This is a genomic window from Halorussus pelagicus (assembly GCF_004087835.1).
GTDB lineage: Archaea > Halobacteriota > Halobacteria > Halobacteriales > Haladaptataceae > Halorussus > Halorussus pelagicus.
On the sequence record NZ_CP035120.1, the window covers coordinates 75403 to 93704 of the forward strand.

19 protein-coding genes are annotated in these 18302 nt (G+C 65.7%); 8 read left to right on the forward strand and 11 right to left on the reverse strand.

Going from position 1 to position 18302, the window contains the following annotated elements; all coding sequences use genetic code 11:
- Positions 1–22 precede the first annotated feature (22 nt).
- Complete coding sequence (locus EP007_RS15555; protein WP_128478692.1) at positions 23–439, reverse strand: CBS domain-containing protein; 417 nt, start codon at positions 437–439, stop codon at positions 23–25.
- Positions 440–560: 121 nt separating this feature from the next.
- Complete coding sequence (locus EP007_RS15560; RefSeq protein WP_128478693.1) at positions 561–1163, reverse strand: DJ-1/PfpI family protein; 603 nt, start codon at positions 1161–1163, stop codon at positions 561–563.
- A gap of 151 nt (positions 1164–1314) precedes the next feature.
- Between EP007_RS15560 and EP007_RS15565 the strand changes: the two genes are divergently transcribed.
- Positions 1315–2880 carry a GAF domain-containing sensor histidine kinase gene (locus EP007_RS15565; protein WP_128478694.1) on the forward strand — a complete coding sequence of 522 codons (1566 nt, stop codon included), beginning with the start codon at positions 1315–1317 and terminating at the stop codon, positions 2878–2880.
- Positions 2881–2941: 61 nt separating this feature from the next.
- Here the strand turns inward: EP007_RS15565 and EP007_RS15570 are convergent, their stop codons facing one another.
- Together EP007_RS15570 and EP007_RS15575 are read right to left on the reverse strand one after the other, a co-directional pair.
- Complete coding sequence (locus tag EP007_RS15570) at positions 2942–3934, reverse strand: transcription initiation factor IIB (RefSeq protein ID WP_128478695.1); 993 nt, start codon at positions 3932–3934, stop codon at positions 2942–2944.
- Positions 3935–4257: 323 nt separating this feature from the next.
- A complete protein-coding gene (locus tag EP007_RS15575; protein WP_128478696.1) occupies positions 4258–4881 on the reverse strand; it encodes a phosphoribosyltransferase in 624 nt (207 codons plus the stop codon).
- Positions 4882–5019: 138 nt separating this feature from the next.
- Between EP007_RS15575 and EP007_RS15580 the strand changes: the two genes are divergently transcribed.
- On the forward strand, positions 5020–6468 hold the full coding sequence (locus EP007_RS15580) for an arylsulfotransferase family protein (RefSeq protein WP_128478697.1): 1449 nt from the start codon (positions 5020–5022) through the stop codon (positions 6466–6468).
- Between the two features lie 28 nt (positions 6469–6496).
- On the opposite strand, the gene EP007_RS15585 is transcribed toward EP007_RS15580, so the two are convergent.
- Positions 6497–6709: a DUF7576 family protein gene (locus EP007_RS15585; RefSeq protein ID WP_128478698.1), complete on the reverse strand. Its 213-nt coding sequence runs from the start codon at positions 6707–6709 to the stop codon at positions 6497–6499.
- Between the two features lie 134 nt (positions 6710–6843).
- Between EP007_RS15585 and EP007_RS15590 the strand changes: the two genes are divergently transcribed.
- Complete coding sequence (locus EP007_RS15590; RefSeq protein WP_128478699.1) at positions 6844–7188, forward strand: KTSC domain-containing protein; 345 nt, start codon at positions 6844–6846, stop codon at positions 7186–7188.
- 24 nt (positions 7189–7212) lie between these two features.
- On the opposite strand, the gene rtcA is transcribed toward EP007_RS15590, so the two are convergent.
- The gene (gene rtcA, locus EP007_RS15595; protein WP_243700501.1) at positions 7213–8436 is read right to left on the reverse strand and encodes an RNA 3'-terminal phosphate cyclase; all 1224 of its coding nucleotides are present in this window, start codon (positions 8434–8436) and stop codon (positions 7213–7215) included.
- A 93-nt stretch (positions 8437–8529) separates the two neighbouring features.
- Between rtcA and EP007_RS15600 the strand changes: the two genes are divergently transcribed.
- Entirely contained in the window at positions 8530–8721 is a 192-nt protein-coding gene (locus EP007_RS15600) for a hypothetical protein (protein ID WP_128478700.1), read from the forward strand.
- A gap of 122 nt (positions 8722–8843) precedes the next feature.
- Here EP007_RS15600 and hflX read toward each other — a convergent pair whose 3' ends face one another.
- Complete coding sequence (gene hflX / locus EP007_RS15605) at positions 8844–10232, reverse strand: GTPase HflX (protein ID WP_128478701.1); 1389 nt, start codon at positions 10230–10232, stop codon at positions 8844–8846.
- Between the two features lie 390 nt (positions 10233–10622).
- Between hflX and EP007_RS15610 the strand changes: the two genes are divergently transcribed.
- Positions 10623–10853, forward strand: coding sequence for a hypothetical protein (locus tag EP007_RS15610; protein ID WP_128478702.1), 231 nt, complete (start codon positions 10623–10625; stop codon positions 10851–10853).
- Positions 10854–10859: 6 nt separating this feature from the next.
- Here EP007_RS15610 and EP007_RS15615 read toward each other — a convergent pair whose 3' ends face one another.
- Entirely contained in the window at positions 10860–12263 is a 1404-nt protein-coding gene (locus EP007_RS15615; protein WP_128478703.1) for an NAD-dependent succinate-semialdehyde dehydrogenase, read from the reverse strand.
- 201 nt (positions 12264–12464) lie between these two features.
- Between EP007_RS15615 and EP007_RS15620 the strand changes: the two genes are divergently transcribed.
- Positions 12465–13730: an ABC transporter permease gene (locus EP007_RS15620; protein ID WP_128478704.1), complete on the forward strand. Its 1266-nt coding sequence runs from the start codon at positions 12465–12467 to the stop codon at positions 13728–13730.
- Between the two features lie 283 nt (positions 13731–14013).
- Positions 14014–15651: an ArnT family glycosyltransferase gene (locus EP007_RS15625; RefSeq protein ID WP_208023623.1), complete on the forward strand. Its 1638-nt coding sequence runs from the start codon at positions 14014–14016 to the stop codon at positions 15649–15651.
- Between the two features lie 25 nt (positions 15652–15676).
- On the opposite strand, the gene EP007_RS15630 is transcribed toward EP007_RS15625, so the two are convergent.
- The 3 genes from EP007_RS15630 to EP007_RS15640 all read right to left on the reverse strand — a co-directional run bounded on the left by EP007_RS15630 (position 15677) and on the right by EP007_RS15640 (position 17978).
- Positions 15677–16849, reverse strand: a complete 1173-nt coding sequence (locus EP007_RS15630; RefSeq protein WP_128478705.1) for a tubulin/FtsZ family protein — start codon at positions 16847–16849, stop codon at positions 15677–15679.
- A gap of 210 nt (positions 16850–17059) precedes the next feature.
- Positions 17060–17302: a SelT/SelW/SelH family protein gene (locus EP007_RS15635; RefSeq protein ID WP_128478706.1), complete on the reverse strand. Its 243-nt coding sequence runs from the start codon at positions 17300–17302 to the stop codon at positions 17060–17062.
- Between the two features lie 73 nt (positions 17303–17375).
- Positions 17376–17978: an Ntn hydrolase family protein gene (locus EP007_RS15640; RefSeq protein ID WP_128478707.1), complete on the reverse strand. Its 603-nt coding sequence runs from the start codon at positions 17976–17978 to the stop codon at positions 17376–17378.
- Positions 17979–18081: 103 nt separating this feature from the next.
- Between EP007_RS15640 and EP007_RS17655 the strand changes: the two genes are divergently transcribed.
- Positions 18082–18252: a hypothetical protein gene (locus EP007_RS17655; protein WP_166035664.1), complete on the forward strand. Its 171-nt coding sequence runs from the start codon at positions 18082–18084 to the stop codon at positions 18250–18252.
- Positions 18253–18302 lie beyond the last annotated feature (50 nt).

An 18302-nucleotide genomic window follows, 5' to 3' on the forward strand; every position in this document is an offset into this window, starting at 1 on the left:
ATGTCGCGTTTGCGGTAGCGTGTCAGTACGACGGCGACTCGCTTTCGATTACGTCCGCGAGGTTGTCCAACTCGTTGACGAGCAGGCGATTCAGGTCATCGAGAGCGACGATGCCCGCGAGATTCCCGTCGTCGTCTACGACCGGCATTCGCCGGACTTCCGCCGAGCGCATGGCGTCGGTCAACTCGAACACGCCCGCGCGTCCGGGTATCGTCGCCGGGTCGGTTGTCATCACGTCGGCCGCGGTCAGGTCGCTCTTGTCGTCGGCGACAACTTGGAGCGCCACGTCGCGGTCGGTGACAATTCCCGTCGGTTGGTCGTCCTCGGTCACGACCACGCTTCCGACGTTCTCCTCGCGCATCGTCACCGCTACGTCGGCTATCGATGCGTTCGCTCGGGTCGTTACTACGTCGTCTCTGGCGATGTCTTCGACTGTCATGGTCTCCCCCCGAGCCGACTACGTCGTTGACCACCGAGAAACTTGGTGCCGATTCGTCACGAGCCAGCGTGGGTCGGGGTCAGTTCGGCGTTGATTCCGAGGGCGTAGTTCCCTTGCTGGCTCAGTCTTCGGCCGCTTCGGTCTCCATCGCCCCGCCGTGGCTGATTTCGGTTCCCAGCAGGTCGAGGAACTGCGAGAGCCACTCGACGTGGTCGCTCCAGTCGCGGCCCGTCACGAGGTTTCCGTCGGTCGTCACGCCGTCGTAGTAGTCGCCGCCCGCGCCCTCCACGTCGGATTCGAGCGCCGAGTAAGCCGCGCAGGTCCGGCCCGCGATAACGTCTGCGGCCGCGAGAATCTGGGCCGCGTGACAGATGGCCGCGACCGGTTTGTCTTCCTCGAAGAAGTGTCGAACCGCTTTTAGAACCTCGTCGTACGTCCGGAGGTACTCCGGCGCGCGCCCGCCGGGGAGGACCAGTCCGTCGTACTCTGCGGGGTCCACCTCGCTCATCGTCGCGGTCAACTCGAAGTCGTGGCCGCGCGATTCGACGTAGGTCTGGTCGCCCCGGAAGTCGTGGACGGCGGTCTTGACAGTGTCGCCGCCTTCCTTCTCGGGACAGACCGCGTCTACCTCGTGACCAACCGCTTGCAGGGCCTGAAACGGTACCATTATCTCGTAGTCCTCGCCGAAGTCGCCGACGACCATCAGGAGTTTCTTTCCGGACATCGGTAGCTCACCGCACGGAGCTACGGCAGGAACGGGAAAATAGGTATCGCCGGTCTCGTCCCGGCCGACAAAAGTGACGAAAAATACACATTTACACGAAAGCCACAAAGGGGTGGGACATGAGAAGGGGTACAACGAGTAGTTTCACAGGATGAGAGAATACGAAGAGATACTCAACAGGATGACGGACGCCTTCTTCGCGCTGGACGACGAGTGGCGGTTCACCTACGTCAACGAACGCGCCGAAGGGATTCTCCGTCCGGCGGCCGCTTCCGAGGTGGCGAACGATGACCTCCAGGGCGAATCCATCTGGGAAACCATCCCTGAAGCGGTCGATACGCGGTTCTACGACAAGTATCACGAAGCGATGGCGGCCCAGAAGGCGGTCAATTTCGAGGAGCGCTACGAACCGCTCGACGCGTGGTTCGACGTTCACGTGTACCCCTCCGAGACGGGACTATCGGTCTACTTCCGAGATATCAGCGAGCGGAAGCGACTCGAAGCCGACCTGCGACGACGCGACGAGGTGTTCCAGCGCGTCTACCGAGTCATCGCGGACAAGTCGGCGTCGTTCGAGGAGAAAATCGAGTCGCTGTTGGCCATCGGTAGCGACGCGCTGGACACCGACTACGGCGCGCTCTCGCGTGTGACGGACGACGAGTACGTCTTCGAGTTCGCTCACCCCATCGACGGAGAGGCCCGGCCGGGCGACACCCAACCGTTAGCCGAGACCCATTGCGAACGGGCAATCGTCACCGAGGAGACGCTGGTCGCGGCGGACATCACCGAGGACGCGCCGGGTCTCACGGACCGGGCGGGCTACGCCGAGCAGGGCATCAAGTGTTACGTCGGGACGCCGGTACTGGTCGATGGAGACGTGTACGGTACGTTCTGCTTCTACAACGACGAACCCCGGCGCGACCCGTTCTCGGACTGGGAGATCACGCTCGTCGAACTCATGGGCAACTGGGTCAGTTACGAACTGGAACGCGAGTGGCGCGAGACCGAACTGTCCCGACAGCGCGACCGATTCGAGGAGTTCGCGGACATCATCTCCCACGACCTGCGGAATCCGCTCAATGTCGCCGAGGGGCGACTGTCGCTGGCCCGTGAGGAGTCCGATAGCGAACACCTTGGCGTAGTCGCCGACGCGCTCGGCCGAATCGAGTCCATCGTCGAGGATACGCTGACGCTGGCCCGCGAGGGCCGAACCGTCTCGGACACCCAATCGGTCTCTCTCGCCGACCTCGCAACGGAATGCTGGGGGATGGTCGAGTCCGAGGCGGTCGAGTTCACCGCTGCCGACGCCGGTCGAATCCGGGCCGACCCCGACCGTTTACGACGGGTCTTCGAGAATCTCTTCAGAAATGCCGTCGAACACGGGTCCCCCGAAGCGTCCGAAAATACCGGGGAATACGACGCTCCGGCCGACCGTCGGTCGGCGCTCACCGCGGAGGACAGGGACGCCGGGGTCACGACCGTCAGGGTCGGCCGACTCGACGGACGCGGCTTCTACGTGGAGGACGACGGGCAGGGAATCCCGGACGACGAACGCGAGTCGGTGTTCGACCCCGGCTACACTACGTCCGAATCCGGAACGGGACTCGGACTGGCTATCGTCGCGCGCATCGCCGAGGCCCACGGGTGGACGGTCGAAATCACCGACGGGACCGGCGGCGGGACCCGGTTCCAGTTCGAGAACGTCGAGTTCGTCTAAACGACCGGACCGGCCGCGTGGCGGAAGCTAGTCGCCGATTCGACGCCGAGAAACGGCCGACTTAGGCCGCGACGACGCCGTCGTCGGAGGCTTCGAGCAGTTCGTGGTAGCGGTTCCGAATCGTCACTTCGCTCACCTGCGCCACGTCGCTGACCTCGGCCTGCGTGACCTTCTCGTTGGTCAGGAGCGGTCCGGCGTACACCGCGGCGGCGGCCAGCCCCACGGGCGACTTGCCGCTGTGGAGACCCTGTCGCTTGGCCGTCCGGAGCAGTTCGCGGGCGCGGCGTTCCGCCTCGTCGGAGATGCCGAGTTCGCTGGCGAATCGGCCGACGTACTGCTCGGGGTCCGCGGGCTGAATCTGGAGGCTCAGTTCGCGGACGATGTAGCGGTAGGTCCGCTTGAACTCCATCTCGTCGATTCGGCTGACGTTGGCCACCTCGTCGATGGACCGGGGCGTCCCGGTCTGCCGGGCCGCGGCGTAGAGCGCGCTGGTGGCGACGCCTTCGATGGAGCGGCCCGGAAGGAGGTCCTCGTCGAGCGCGCGCCGATAGATGACCGACGCCGTCTCGCGTACGTCCTCGGGGAGACCGAGCGCGGAGGCCATCCGGTCGATTTCGCCGAGCGCCTGCTTGAGGTTGCGCTCCTTGCTGTCACGCGTGCGGAAGCGCTCGTTCCACTTGCGAAGCCGCTGCATCTTCTGGCGCTGCTTGCTTCCGAGGGAGTTGCCGTAGGCGTCCTTGTTCTGCCAGCCGATGTTGGTCGAGAGACCCTTGTCGTGCATCATCTTGGTCGTCGGCGCGCCGACGCGGGACTTCTCGTCCTTCTCGCTGGAGTCGAACGCTCGCCACTCCGGGCCGCGGTCCACGTTGTCCTCTTCGACGACGAGACCGCACTCGCTACAGACTGTCTCGCCGTGTTCCTCGTCGGCGGTGACCGCGCCGCCACACTCGGGGCATACCTGTTCGTCCTCGCGTTCGGTCTCGGCCTCGTCGGTTCGCTCCGGTTCAGTTACGCTGGTCTGTTCGTCGTAGCTCTGGATGCGTGTACTCGTCATGATGGGGTGGATGGGTGAGGCTCGGAGCGGAGAAAGAATACTCCGGCCTCGCTTCCTAACTACGAGTAAGGCCAGAACAGACTTAAAGGTTTCGGCGTCGTGTGAATATCTTGCACGCAAACGCGGCAATTCCGGCCGAAATCGGTCCGGCAAGTGTCGGCGTCGAAACTCCGTCTTAGCGACTCTTAAGCCACCTATACTCGAACTTTAGGTCCGGTTTCTCTCCGAAAGCAGTATTTTGAAACTCATACAATTCTGGCTTCGGGAAGAGTGTCTCTGACTCGGTGAGCGCTCTGCCGAGACGCGCTCGCGTCTCGGCGGACTCAGCGTTCGAGGTACGACATCGCCTCCTCGTCGGAGACCTGCTTGAACGACTCGTAGAACGTCCCAACCGAGCCGAAGTGCGGCGGCGTCTCGACGGCGACGACCTCCTCGGTCTCGGCCCGCAGTCGCTCGACGGCGTCGGGCGACCCCACCGGCACGGCGAGGACGACGTGGCTCGCGCCCGCGGCCCTCACCTGCCGGAGCGCCGCGATGGTCGTCGCGCCCGTGGCAAGTCCGTCGTCCACCATGACTACGCGCCTGCCCTGTACATCCGGGAGTTCGTCGGTGCCGCGGTACCGTTCCAGTTTCGTCCGTGCGGTCTCGGTCTCCGAGTCGCGTTCGCGCTCGACGTACTCGTCGTCCACCCCGAGGCGGTCGATGAGGTCGTCGTTTCGCCAGATTGATCCGTCGCTGGCCACCGCGCCGACCGCGAGTTCCGGGTTGTTCGGTGCGCCTATTTTCGACGCGACCACCACGTCCAAGGGAACCCCGAGGGCGTCGGCGACAGCGCGCGCGACCGGGAGACCGCCCCGCGGTATCCCCAGCACTACGTCGGCGGTCACGTCGTAGTCGTCGAGTAATTCGGCGAGTTGTCGCCCGGCGTCGGTTCTATCTCGAAACATCTCCCCGCGTGGACCCCGACAGCGGTCGGCTTAAATCTAGTCCGGACGGTATCCCCGCTGACGTTACTTAGTTTACCCGCGCCATCTGCGGGAAAGAGGACAAAACCCATATATCTCGGCTGACTGTATTGCGGTTGTATGTCGAACGAGTCGAAGTTGCGACTCTCGCGGCCTTGGTTGGTACGCGGCGTGGTGCTGTTGGTCGTTGCCTCGCTGCTCGCCCCCTCCGCGGTCTCCGCCCTCACACACGAACCGAGCGATACGGACCTCCAGAAGGGAACTATCGAATCACCCGCGAACGGGACGACGGTCATCTCCATTCAGGGTTTCAAGTTCCAAGGACAAGCGAACGGTAAGAAGCCCGCCCGTCTCGTCGGCGTCGGTCCCCGCGGCGACGTGCAGTGGATTCACGAGGGGTCCGAACTCGACGTGACGTGGTTCTACGACGTGGACCCGGTCAACGGGAGTAACCTCCTCGTCACTGGCACCCGCAAAGGCGGGACGACCATCTACGAGTACGACCCGCAGGCCGACGAAATCGTCTGGAGAGAGCGCTTCGACGAGGCCCACGACACCCACGACGTTGACCTCATCAACGGCGACCAGTTGCTCGTCGCCAACATGCGCAACTACGACCCCGAGGACGACGTCAACGAGGACCGAATCTTCATCTACGACCGCGGGACCGACGAAGTCGTCTGGGAGTGGCAGTTCCGCGACCACACTGACTGGACGAAAAAGCAGGGCGGCACCTTCGCCGCCGAGAAAGCGAAGAACTCCGACTGGACCCACGTCAACGACGTGGACAAAATCGCCGAGAGCCAGTATCTCCTCTCGCCCCGGAACATGGACCAAGTGATGGTCGTCAACCGCTCCACGAAGGCTATCGACATGCGCCTCGGGAGCGACGACGACTACAGCGTGATGAACGAACAGCACAACCCGACCTACATGGAGAGTGACAACGGGACACCGACCATCCTCGTCGCCGACAGCCACGGCGACCGCGTGGTCGAGTACGCCAAGCGCGGCGGTGAAGACGCCGACTGGAAGCGGACGTGGGAGGTCGGGTCGCGCCAGAGCTTCAACTGGCCCCGCGACGCCGACCGCCTGCCCAACGGCAACACCCTCATCGTGGACTCGAACAACCACCGCGTCCTCGAAGTCAACTCCCAGGGCGAAATCGTCTGGGAGTTCTACTCGCCGTGGGCACCCTACGACGTAGAGCGCATGACCTACGGCGACGAGGCGATGGGCACCGACGACCGGCCCACCGCCGCCGACCAGAACGCGGAAGGCGACTACGACCTCACCGGGAGCGCGGGTCTCACGCCCGGTACCGGCGACAAACTGACCTTCTCGCAGTGGCTGACCGCCGCGTTCGCCGGAACGCCCGTCTCCGAACCGGTCGGGTCGTTCGCCACCCAGTGGTCGAAGATAGCGCCGTGGGTCCGACCGGTTTGGATGGGTCCGTGGGACTTCGTTGGCGCGGTCGTCGCCGGACTCCTGTTGGTCGTGTGGACTCTCGGCGAACTCCTCTACAACCGCAGGCGAATCTCGAACGGCGTCAGACGCCGCATCGCCTGAGAATCGCGTTCGCTTTCTCTCGCTGTCCTCACTGGCCACTGTCGCGCTGGCGCTTCCACCGGCCCAGACAGTCGTCGCTACAGAAATGATACGTCCGGACGGCAACGTCGCCGACCTCCGAGACGCTCTCGTCTTCGAACATCGGATGGGTCTCGAACAGGTCGATGACCGTTTCGCACTCGATGCAACCGGCGTACTGTACGTCCGCGCCACCATCGTACTCGCTGTAGACTTTGGGCATGAGTGTCCGATAGGCGCGCGAGAGGCGTAGGTGTACTGCCCGCCGACCTCCTCGTTCTGTTTGTGCTTTTCGTTCTCCTTCTCTTTCTTCTCGTTCGGCCGACGAATTGAACTGCTCGGCGTCGTACGCCCGGTATGAAGGCCATCACGCTCGGAGGCGAGCGAATCGAGTGCGACGAACTGGAGGAGGGCCGCAACGGCGTCGTCCTCTCGTACGCCGACCGGGTCGTCGGCTACGTCCCCTACGAGCAACTGGCGTGCGTCGCCGAGACCCGGACGCCCGTCGCGTCGAGTTCCATCCGGTCCATCGGCTACGACGACGAGGAGAAGGCGCTCGAAATCGAGTTCCAGAGCGGCGGCATCTATCGGTACGCCGAGGTGGCCCACTCGACGTACGAGGCGTTTCTGAGCGCCCGCTCTCACGGGTCGTACTTCCACGAGAACGTCCGCGGGCAGTACGACTACCGCCGCGTTCGATGAGTCCGCGCTCGCGTCTGAGTTCCGTCACTGTCCCGGCGCGGTCAACAGCGGCGGCCGGTCGCCGCCGCGCTCCTCGATTGCGACCGAGTAGCCGAACTCGTTCACGAGGGCGACGCAGGTCTCGACGTGGTTTGTCACCTCCGGAATCGCTATCTGGCCCCCGGCCAGCGCGAGGAAGACGACGAGTTGGTCGGCGGTGTGGGAATCGACCGCCGGAGTCGCACCCGCCTCGGCGGGCGAATCGACTGAATCGACCGCGCCGGACGCGGCGCATCCGGCGCGGTCGGCACCCCGTTCCAGAAACGCGAGCGCCCGTTCGGCCGCCTCGTTGCCGACGCGCTCGGCGGCTTTCCCTTGCTCGCCGAGCGCGTCGAACCCTGCGGTCGTCTCCTCGTAGTTCAACACGACCGCGAGCGCGGACCCCGGCGAGGCGCTTTCGACCGACGAGACGGTGCGCTCGGTGACGGAAATTTCGTCGGGAACGCTCTCGGCCTCGCGCAGGCGCTTGGCCGCGCTCGCGGCCTGCCGCTCGGCCACATCCGCGTCCGCGAGGTCGGCAGACGCCGTCGAGAGGATGCGGACGCCAGTGAGGTCGCCCCGTTCGGTCAGGTCGAGTTCGCGCAGGTCCGAGCGCGAGGCGGGCGCGAGCCACAGCGTCGCCTCGCCGCCGCCCGCCGGGTAGAAGCCGGGGCGGTCGCGCTCGACGGTGGCGAGGACGCCCGTCTCTCGCACCAGCGGGAGTTTGACCCGGCGGTAGTGGTCGGTCGTCGGCGACCACTTCACGTCGGTCCCGCCGGTTGCGGTGACCGCCAGCGGCCGGTCGAGTCGGAGCGCGACCGGCAGGAGCGCGTCGAACAGCAGGGTGACGCTCCCCGCGGTTCCGATGTCCACCGATAGTTCGCCCCCGGTCGGCGACCCCGGCCGGAAGGTCAGTTCCTCGGTCCCCTGTTCGCCGCCCTCGACTTCGGCGTCGCAGAGTCGCGCCGCGGCCCGGACCGCCGCGAGGTGCTGTGGCTTGAGACCCGGCGTCGGGCGGTCGCTCCGGATGTTCACCATCCGGAACGGTCGGTCGGCGACCATCGAGAGCGAGAGCGCGGTCCGGAGCAGTTGGCCGCCCCCGGCCGCGCCGTCGAGTTCGAGCAGGTCGTCGGTCATGAACCCACGTTCGCGTGGGGTCTCGGTCAACTCTTCGGTCGGCGCTCGCTCGCCGAGTCCGGCGACCTCCAAGCCGAACAGCAGGTAGAGCAACGGTTAGGACGACTCCCGGCGTAGCAGAGCGTGTGATAACTCGTGACTACCAACGCACCCGAAGGGCGGTCTCCGCGACGCCGCGTCAAGCGCATGCGTGAACTGGAAACCCGAATCGAGCGACTGGAAGACGAACTCCGGTGGCTCCGCCGGGCGGTCGCGGCGAACGGCGAGCGCACCGGCGTGACCTCGGTTACTCGCTGTCCGAAGTGTCGAGACGGCGTGTTGACCGCCCGCGGGAGCGAACTCCGGTTTTCGGCCTGTAAGTACAGTCGCTTCCTCTGATCGAGATTTATGCGTCCCGGTCCCGAAGCGCCGACGCTGATACGGCCCCGCGACGAACTGCCGAAGTCGTCGCTCCGGACCCTCGCAGACAACGACGCGCTCGCGCCGCTGGCCGACGCCCTCTAGAGGTCTCGTGCCCTCGATTTCGCTTTCTCGATCACCGCTTCCTTCGCCGCGAACGCGACTTCCACCTCGTCGCCCCGGTAGCGCACGTCTTCGACGTTCGCGCGGTCGTAGAGCCACGAGACCAGGCTCATCGCGTCGTCGCCGTTCGGCAGGACGAGTTCGGTCTCGCGCAGGTCCGGCAGGGCGTCGGCGACGCGCGCTTCGAGCGCGTCGAGGTTTCGGCCTTCGACCGCGCTGACCGCGAGCGAGTCGGCCACTTCGACTGATTCTGCGTTCTCCGCGACCTCCGCGACTACCCTTTCGCACTCGGCGAGTTCGTCGCTATCGAGCAGGTCGGACTTGTTCAGCGCCACGACGACCGTGCCCCTCGCGTCCGCGAGTAGGTCGAAACTGGTGGCGAGTTTCCGGCGGAGGTCGGCGGGCGCGTCGCTGGCGTCGGCGACGACTACCGCGCAGTCGGCCGATTCGGTCGCCGAGAGCGTGCCGTGGAACGACTTGACCAGTTCGTGGGGTAGATCGTCCACGAACCCCACGGTGTCGGTGACGAGCGTTCGGCGGCCCTCGACGGTCGCCCGGCGAGTCGTCGTGTCGAGGGTCTTGAACAGTCGGTCCTCGATTTCGGCGGTGCCGTCGAGGTCGCCGCCGCCATCGTCATAGTCCTGAGCCTCGAAATCGAGGTCGTCGGCGAGGCGGTGCAGGAGCGTGGACTTCCCGGCGTTGGTGTACCCCGCCAGCGCGACGAACTCGAAGCCCTCCTCGCGCCTGCGCTCGCGGCGCACCGCGGCGTCGTCGCCCAGTTCGGCGAGTTTCCGGTCCACCTCGTCGATTCGCCGTTCCACGTCGCGGACGCGCTGGCCGCCCTGCTCGTCGTGAGCGAGGTTTTCGCCCGCGAGTTCGCGGGTGATTTGCTCCCGAATCCGGGGGAGGTCGTAGGCCAGCGTCGCGCGCTCGACCTGTAGACTCGCGCGCTCGCTCCCGGCCTGCTCTCCGAAGATGTCGAGGACGAGTCGGTGGCGGTCCAGCACCTCGGTTCCGTCGGGACACAGCCGCGCCAGTTCGACCGTCTGGGTCGGCGTGAGGTCGTTGTCGAAGACCACGGCGCTCGCGTCGGTCTCGGCGACCGTCTCGGCCAACTCCTCGGCCTTCCCCCGGCCGAACTGGAGCGCGGGGTCCGGCGGCCGAGTCTGGGTGCGCTCGGCGACGACTTCGTAGCCCGCGGCTTCTGTTAACTTTCGAATTTCGGTCGTGTCAGGCGCTTCGTCGGTTGTTCGCTCGGCGACGACTGCGGTCCGTCTGCTGGCGGAGGTCGTCGCTGAGTCGGCGGCGTCGGTTCGTGAGCAATTCGCGCTGTCTCGGTCGTGCGATGAATGGTCTTTTGATTGCATGGGTTCGGTTTCCTGCGGTCCCGCGACTGGGTCGCGGACGGTTACTCGTCGGTACCCCGACTGATTCCGAGGCGGTCGCTGTGCGGCGACTGCGTCACGGACCGAACCGGACGACGCCCTGCGAGCGCGACGAGGCGGCATCGATGACGGCGCGGGCGGCGTTGATGACGACGAATGCAGTGCGAAGGAGACTGCGGGCGAATTTCCGACTCGCGGCCGCGGACGGGCGTCCGGTCAACGGGTGAGGAGAGAGAGCATCGTACGACCGTGACCGGTTCTTGTTCGCTATCCGGGATAAATTTTCGGCCGGTGTGCGAACCCTTCTCGCCGAGCGAGCGGACAGGAAGTCCGCAATCAGCCCTACGAGGTCGGACCTCGTACTCCGGGTCGATGAACACCGCAGCGGTTCTCGTCGCGGGACTCGAACGTCGTCGCCACGGGCGACGGCGGGTTCATGATGAACGACGCCGAAATCGAGAGCGCGACGACAGGACACTTTCCCCGCACGCGTTCGTCGCGTCGGGTCTTAGCGACACCCTCACGCTCGGGACCGCCGGGGCGCTACTCGTCGGGATGCTCGGCCTGCCGGTCGGCGAGATGCGCGAGCGACGGCGCGAGTAGGTCGAACTACTCGGTGGTCACGTCCACGTCCTCCTCGCTCGCGTCGGTCTCCTGCACCCACACCGTCTTCTTGTTCACGAACTCCTCGATGCCGTGTTCGGCCAGTTCGCGGCCGTAGCCCGAGTCTTTCACGCCGCCGAAGGGGACTCTGGGGTCGGACTTCACGAGTTCGTTGACGAAGGCACAGCCAGCGTCGATGTGGTGGGCGATACGCTCGCCGCGCTCTACGTCCTGCGTCCAGACCGACGCGCCGAGACCGAGGTGGGTGTCGTTGGCCAATTCGATGGCCGCTTCCTCGCTCTCGACTTCGAAGACCGCCGCGACAGGGCCGAACACTTCTTCACAGGCCGCGGCCGAATCGCGGGGCACGTCGGTCAGCACGGTTGGCGGGTAGTAAAAGCCCTCCCGGTCGAGCGGTTCGCCGCCGAGTTCGAGCGTCGCGCCCGCCTCGACGGTCCGCTCGACCTGCTCGTGAAGCGTCTCCAGCAGGTCCTCGCGGGCCTGCGGTCCGAGGTCGGTGTCGGCGTCGGTCGGGTCGCCGACCGTCAGGTCGTCCATCTCGGCGACGAACTTCTCGACCCACTCGTCGTACACGTCGGTGTGGACGACGAAGCGCTTGGCCGCGATACAGGACTGTCCGGCGTTGATAGTCCGGGCCGTCGCGCCGGTCTCCGCGGCCGCGTCAAGGTCCGCGTCGTCCAGCACGACGAAGGGGTCTGACCCGCCGAGTTCGAGGACCGACTTCTTCAGGTTCTCGCCCGCCGTTTTCGCCACGGAACGACCTGCGCGGGCGCTCCCCGTGAGCGTGACCGCCCGCACGCGGTCGTCCTCGATGACCTGTTCGGCCTCGTCGGAGTGGATGATGAGACTCTGGAAGACGCCGTCGGGATAGCCCGCTCGCTCGAAGACCTCCTGAATCGCCTCGGCGCACCCCGGTACGTTCGAGGCGTGCTTGAGCAGGCCGACGTTGCCCGCGGTCAGATGGGGTGCGGCGAACCGGAACACCTGCCAGAACGGGAAGTTCCACGGCATAACCGCCAGAATCGGCCCGAGCGGTTCGTAGGAGACCGTCGTCTCGGCGTGGGCGGGACCGGGCCGACGCTCGGTCTGGAGGAAGTCGGCGGCGTTCTCGGCGTAGTAGTCACAGACCCATGCGCACTTCTGGACCTCCGAGCGGGCCGACGCCAGCGTCTTGCCCATCTCTCTGGTCATCAGTTCGGCGAACTCCTCTTCGTCTGCTCGAAGCACGTCGGCGGCGTTCTCTAGCAGTTGCTGGCGCTTCCTGATGGGCACGTCTTTCCACTCCTCGAAGGTCTCGGTGGCCCGGTCGAGCGCGGCCTCCACGTCCTCTGCGGAGTCGTCGGAAATCGGTTCGAGCGATTCGCCAGTGGCGGGATTGGTTCTATTCATGACGTTGGTGGTTCGTCGCCCAACAGGTTGTAGCTTCGGGGAAACGCTTCACGGTCGCGCTTCTCACGGGAATGCCTTTGGCACCGCTTAAACCGCCGGTAACGCGGCATTTCGGTTCGGGGGTTTTTGCTACTCGCCGTCGTCCTCGGAGATGGAATCCCGTCACAGAACGGCGGGCGGTCGGAGAACCGAGACAACACGATGGATATCATCGAGGGCGCACGAATCAGTTGGCGAAACATCCGCGAGCACAAGCTTCGTTCGACGCTGACGACACTCGGCGTCATCATCGGCGTCGCGGCGGTCATCACGTTCGTCACGCTGGGCGCGAGTCTCCAGCAGGACATCGTCAGCACCGTCGCTGGTGGCAACGCCGCGACGATGTACGTGACCGCCCAGTCGCCGGGCGACAGTCGCATCCCGTCGCTCGGCGGGGGCGGCGGCTCCGTCGTCTTCACTCAGCACGACGTGGCACAGATACGACAGCTCTCCGGCGTCGAAATCGCGGTCCCGGAGAGCGGCATCGCCGCCTCGTCGGTGACGTACAACAATTCCAGTGTCGGGCGGCAGTTCGTCACGGTCTCCTCGCCGGGGTACTTCGCGGTTCGGAACATCCAGTTTCTCTCGGGGCGACCGTTCGAGACGGGCGAGCGCGAGGTCGTGTTGAACCGACCGGCCACCCGCATGTTCGGCGACAACGTGACGGTCGGGTCGAACATCTCGTTCACGCGGGCGGCGGGCGGCCAGCGACTGAACGCGACGGTGGTCGGAATCGTGGAAGCGACGGGCGGCGGCGAAGTCCTCGGGTTCAGTCGGAGTGGCGCGCAACCCCAAATCTACGCGCCCGCCGAATCGTACTACCTGCGAACGTCGTTGAGTCCGACGCTGCAGCGCCAGCAGTTGGTCTACGGCCGAATTCTGGTCAAGGCCGACTCGCCCGGTCAGGTCGATGCCGTGCAGGGACAGGTCTACAACTATCTCGGGCAGGAGTCGGACGCCCGGCGACTCAAGACCCAGTCCTACCAGTTCGAGGTAACGACGCAGGACCAGATAATCGGGCAGGTCCGGCAGTTGACCAGCACGTTTACCGCCTACATCACCGGCATCGCGGTCATTTCGCTCATCGTGGGGTCCATCGGCATCGCCAACATCATGCTCGTCTCCGTCACCGAGCGGACCCGCGAAATCGGCATCATGAAGGCGGTCGGCGCGCAGAACCGCGACGTGCTCCAGTTGTTCCTCGTCGAGGCCGTGATGCTCGGCGTCCTCGGGTCGGCGCTCGGCGCGGTCGTCGGCATTGCTGGCGGCTACGCCGGTGCCCAAGCCATCGGACTGCCGCTGGCCTTCCAACCCATCTGGTTCGTCGCGTCGGTGGTCGTCGGCGTCCTCGTCGGCGTCCTCGCCGGACTCTACCCGGCGTGGGACGCGGCCCACACCGACCCCATCGACGCGCTTCGGTACGAGTAGTCTCACCGCCGGGTTCCGGTACGAGTAGCCCCGCCGACGCGCTCCGCTACGAGTGGTATCTACCACTTACCGGGCGATTGCGCGTTGCGCGCAATCGCTCGAATCGGGCCGTCGCGTTGACCCCTTCGCGTCGAAAGCCGCGATTGAACGTCGCCCGCGAGCGGTAACGACGAACGCGGTCTCGCCACCGACCACCCCGACCCGAATAGCCACTGGATAACAAAGGACCCCCGAACACAACGGAGGGCAAGACCAGCGTCCGGTTGGACGCGGGGAGTCCTCTATGACCGAGCAGAACGTATCACACGAGACGACGGTACGCGACCAGCAGTGGAAACGCGACGTGCTCTGGCTCGCGCCCGCGTTCCTGTCCGGAGTCGTACTGTTCTACGTCTACCTGCGCTCGCACTCCTACCCTTCGTTCGGGGCGGGCCTGTATCTCCTCATCGCCGAGCGCATCTCGGAGGCTGGGTACGCGCTCCCCGAGACGATTCCCCACTACACGGAGGGCGGCGTCCCCTTTGCCTACCCACCCTTGATGTTCTACGTCGTCGCGGCGATAGGCGACCTGACCGGTCTCGACCCCATCGCCATCTCCCGGTTCCTGCCGGGCGTCGTGACGCTGGCGTATCTCGTTCCGCTCTACCTGTTCGCCCGCGAGTTACTGGGTTCGCGCCCGCAGGCGGCCCTGACCAGTCTCGTCGCCGCGGTGAGTCCGCCGCTCTTGCAGTGGCACATCTCGGCGGGCGGCATCGTCCGGGCACCGGCGTTCCTGTTCTCGCTTGCGGGCATCTACGCCGGACTGCGCCTCTACCGCGACCGCGACCAGCGGTGGGTCGTCCCCTCGCTCGCGCTGTTCACGCTGACGGTGCTGACCCACCCGGTGTACACCGTCTTCTTCGCGCTGTCGTACGTCCTGCTCTACCTCCACTTCGACCGCACGCTCTGGGGACTCGCGCGCGGCGCGGTGGTCGGGGTCGGCGGTATCCTGCTGGCCGCGCCGTGGTGGACGCAGGTAATGGCTCACCACGGCATCGACGTGTTCACCGGCGCGGCGGGCACCCACGGCGGCATCGGCGGCGGCGTCCCGTCGCTGTCGGCACTCCTCCACATCGACCTCCAGAGCCTCTTCGTCGGGAGCGTGCTGTCGGTGGTGCCGCTTCTGGGAATCGTCTACCTCCTGAACGAGCGGCGGTTCTTCCTCCCGGTCTGGTTCGTCGCGGTCACCGTCGTCGTCGGAAAGGCCCGCTTCTCGATGCTCGTCGGGTCGTTCATCACCGCCGTCTTCCTGCTGGAGTTCGTCGGCGCGCGACTCGACGCGCAGTCCCGGTTCCGCGTGGGTCGCCGCGGGGCGGTCACGGCCGCGCTCGTCCTGATAGCGACGGTGGGGCTGGCCGGGGGCGCGATGTACGCGACGGGCGACGTGGACGCCCACGCCGGGAGTCCATCGCTCCCGCAGTTCATCGACCACGACGACGTGGAGGCGATGGAGTGGGCCGAGCGAAACACCGCCTCAAGCGCGACGTTCGTCGTGCAGGGCGACGCCGCCGAGTGGTTCCCACAGCAGACCCACCGGACGATGCTGGTCGGGCCGTGGGGCGTCGAGTGGAAGGGCCACGAACCGTACACCCGACAGTTGGACCTCTTCCAGGACGTGTCCTCGTGCAACAGCGCCCAGTGCATGTCACAGACGCTTTCGAACGAGGGCGTGCGCCCGGACTACATCTACCTGCCGAAAGGCACGTTCACGGTTCGGGGGATGCAGTACCAGCGCACGAGCAAACTGGCGATGTCGATGCACCTCTCGCCGACGTACCGGACCGTCTTCGAGAACGACGGCGTCATCGTCTTCGAAGTGCTGGGCGAAGGAGAGCGCGACGAGAAACGGTCCGACGACGCCACCGGAAACGGCGGCGAGTAGCCCGAAATCACGCAGAAGCGACGACTCAGAACAGCGGGTCCAACTCGCCGTCCTCGTCCTCGATGAGGTCGGTCGTACTTTCGTCGCTCTGAGACCGAATCTCGTCGATATTGTCCTGCGTCTCGACGGCCACCTCCTGTAGCTCCTCGACACGCGGGACCTGCGAGACGCCGGACAGCAGGACGACCCCGGCGACCTGCTCCGCGCCGCCGACCGGGTAGTCGCCGCCCCGGACCTCCATCGACCCGGTCTGATTTTCGAGCCACTTGCGGCCCTTCTCGACGCCCTTGCGGTTCAGGTACTCGGGCGGCCCGCTGGCGACCAACAGCGACCGCTCGGCGCTGTCTATCTCGCAGGGAAGGGTGAGTCGTCCGAGTGCGGCCTTTCGAACCAGACTCGTGATGCGGTTAGTCGCGTGCGTCGAGTCCACTTCCTCGGTGCCGTTGCTCTTAAACCGCGAGAGCAGGCCCCCAGAGGGGTTCTCGACGCTCTCTTCGGCGTACCCAATGGTCGAGACGCCGCCGGTGTCGAGCGTGTTGATAATCTCGCTGGAGTCCACGACACTCTCGCCGACTTCGTCGTCGCCCGAGACCTCGCCCGCGCCGAAGAGGATGCCGAACCGCCGAACGATTTCCTCGTTGATGCGGTCGTAGCCCGACCCGACGCTCTCGCCCGCCTCGCGCCACGCGTCGTTGTCGAAGACGAGCAGGTTGTCCACCTCGCGGACGAACGTCTGGAACGACCGCGCGGCGTTCAGCGTGTAGATGCCGCCCTCGTCTCTGCCGGGGAGGACGCCGAGACCGTACACCGGTTCGGTGTAGATGCGCTTGAGATACTTCGCCAAGACTGGCGCGCCGCCTGACCCCGTGCCGCCGCCCATCCCCGCGACGATGAGGAAGGCGTCGATGTCGTGGATGGGTACGTTATCCACCGCGCCCTGCACCTCGTCGATGTCCTCCTCAGTGATTTCCGCGCCCAGCTCGTTGTCCGCGCCGACACCGTGGCCTTTCACCCGCGATTGGCCGATGAGAACCTGATTCTCCTCGGGAACGTAGTCGAGACCCGCGAGGTCGGCCTTCGCGGTGTTGACCGCGACGGCCGAGCGCACCGCCTCGCCGCCGGTGCGTCGGTCGTACTCGATGAACTTGTCCACGATTTTGCCACCGGCCTGCCCGAATCCGACCATCGCCAGTTTCATCTCGACCCCTCACTCGCGCGGTTCAACCGGTGCCTGCCGTCGGCGCTGACGACACCTGTAACTCCGAAATAACTCCCGTACTGGCTGATATACATTCCGTAGCCTCCGGGGGGAAGACCACGGGGTCAGTGATAAATCTTCAACTCGGTTTCGTGTGCCGACGACCGGGCGGCGGCGTCAGGGCGAGCGTAACCGCTGGCGCTCGCGGACTCAGGCCGACGCCGACACGCTCTCGCCGACCGACGCCACGATGGCGTCCATGTCGAACTCGTCTTCTTCCTTGTCGAAAATAGTCTCGCCGTCGGCGCGCACCTCGAAGACGCCGCTGTCGCCAGTCACGAGGGCCACCGAGTCGAGGCGTTCGCCGTATTCCTCCAAGAGCGCGTGCTGTACGTCCTGTGCCCGGTCGAGCATCCCGCAGGGGACGCAGTACTCGATTTCGACTTGTGTCATGTTCACGCAGAACTACTTCCTCTAGTTACTTAAATCAACGCGCAGGAGGTCCGGCTAGCGACCGAGGGGGCGCTCAGTCGTCGTCGGCCAGTCGATAGGTATCGATTTCTGTGTCGGTGTCCGTGTCGCGGTCGGCCGCGGTGTCGATGGCCTCGCGCGCGAGTTCCGCCACGTCGTCCAGCGAAAGCCCCTCCTCACGGCCTTCGAGGACCCCCAGTGCCAACTGTGCGCCGGACCCGAAGGCGGCCACGTTGTCGCCGAGGATGGACCCGTCGCTCCGGAGACCCCGGATTCGGGGCTGCCTATCGTTTTTCTTGTCGTCGTCGCGGCCCGCGACGACCGCCTCCACGCCCTCGTCGTCGGCGATTCGACTGGCGACGGTGGCGAGTCGCGTGACGCCCATCGCCTCGCCGCGTTCGGTTTCGTGGAACTCGACTTCGGTTTCGAGTCTGCGCCGGAACTCGTCGATTCCTCCGGCGCTCCCGGTGGTTTCGGCGTCCCCTGCACCGCCGGGTTCTCCCACGCCGTCGGACGCTCTCACCGCGGCCGCGCCGACCGCTCCGAAGTCGAAGACGTGGCGCTTGTCGTCGCTGGCCACGGTCCCGCCCGCGGTGTGTCGTCGGTCCCCGGCCAGCACTGCTCCGCCGTCAGCCTCGACGGCGACGATGGTTGCCATGCATCGGCCAACGGCGACCGGGCGGAAGTGCGTTGTTGCCGACCGTTTCGGGCGGAGTTCTGTTTTCGCCAAACTTATCAAATAGATTCAACAAGATTCGGTCATGCGTTCCGACCACGCCGCCCTCTCCGTCATCCTCGCGCTCTTCGTCGGATTCAGCGTCGGGTTTCTGTTCGCCCCGGACCCGACGGGAATCGCGCCGATTCTCTTCGGGAGCGTACCGGCCGTCGTCCTCGCACCAATCCTGTATCACTACCTCGGGAAGGAAACGTAGCTCGGTGGAGGATTTCACGAGAACCCTGAAAATTCACGCCGACAGTCCCC

Bases quoted from the DNA above. Each gene is read 5' to 3' on its own strand.
- EP007_RS15615 (WP_128478703.1), bottom strand. From the start codon at position 12,263: ATGAATAGAACCAATCCCGCCACTGGCGAATCGCTCGAACCGATTTCC.
- EP007_RS15570 (WP_128478695.1), bottom strand. From the start codon at position 3,934: ATGACGAGTACACGCATCCAGAGCTACGACGAACAGACCAGCGTAACT.
- EP007_RS17655 (WP_166035664.1), top strand. From the start codon at position 18,082: ATGCGTTCCGACCACGCCGCCCTCTCCGTCATCCTCGCGCTCTTCGTC.
- EP007_RS15620 (WP_128478704.1), top strand. From the start codon at position 12,465: ATGGATATCATCGAGGGCGCACGAATCAGTTGGCGAAACATCCGCGAG.
- EP007_RS15585 (WP_128478698.1), bottom strand. From the start codon at position 6,709: ATGCCCAAAGTCTACAGCGAGTACGATGGTGGCGCGGACGTACAGTAC.
- EP007_RS15640 (WP_128478707.1), bottom strand. From the start codon at position 17,978: ATGGCAACCATCGTCGCCGTCGAGGCTGACGGCGGAGCAGTGCTGGCC.
- EP007_RS15625 (WP_208023623.1), top strand. From the start codon at position 14,014: ATGACCGAGCAGAACGTATCACACGAGACGACGGTACGCGACCAGCAG.
- EP007_RS15555 (WP_128478692.1), bottom strand. From the start codon at position 439: ATGACAGTCGAAGACATCGCCAGAGACGACGTAGTAACGACCCGAGCG.
- EP007_RS15575 (WP_128478696.1), bottom strand. From the start codon at position 4,881: ATGTTTCGAGATAGAACCGACGCCGGGCGACAACTCGCCGAATTACTC.
- EP007_RS15580 (WP_128478697.1), top strand. From the start codon at position 5,020: ATGTCGAACGAGTCGAAGTTGCGACTCTCGCGGCCTTGGTTGGTACGC.
- EP007_RS15600 (WP_128478700.1), top strand. From the start codon at position 8,530: ATGCGTGAACTGGAAACCCGAATCGAGCGACTGGAAGACGAACTCCGG.
- EP007_RS15610 (WP_128478702.1), top strand. From the start codon at position 10,623: ATGAACACCGCAGCGGTTCTCGTCGCGGGACTCGAACGTCGTCGCCAC.
- EP007_RS15635 (WP_128478706.1), bottom strand. From the start codon at position 17,302: ATGACACAAGTCGAAATCGAGTACTGCGTCCCCTGCGGGATGCTCGAC.
- EP007_RS15590 (WP_128478699.1), top strand. From the start codon at position 6,844: ATGAAGGCCATCACGCTCGGAGGCGAGCGAATCGAGTGCGACGAACTG.
- EP007_RS15565 (WP_128478694.1), top strand. From the start codon at position 1,315: ATGAGAGAATACGAAGAGATACTCAACAGGATGACGGACGCCTTCTTC.
- hflX (WP_128478701.1), bottom strand. From the start codon at position 10,232: ATGCAATCAAAAGACCATTCATCGCACGACCGAGACAGCGCGAATTGC.
- EP007_RS15560 (WP_128478693.1), bottom strand. From the start codon at position 1,163: ATGTCCGGAAAGAAACTCCTGATGGTCGTCGGCGACTTCGGCGAGGAC.
- EP007_RS15630 (WP_128478705.1), bottom strand. From the start codon at position 16,849: ATGAAACTGGCGATGGTCGGATTCGGGCAGGCCGGTGGCAAAATCGTG.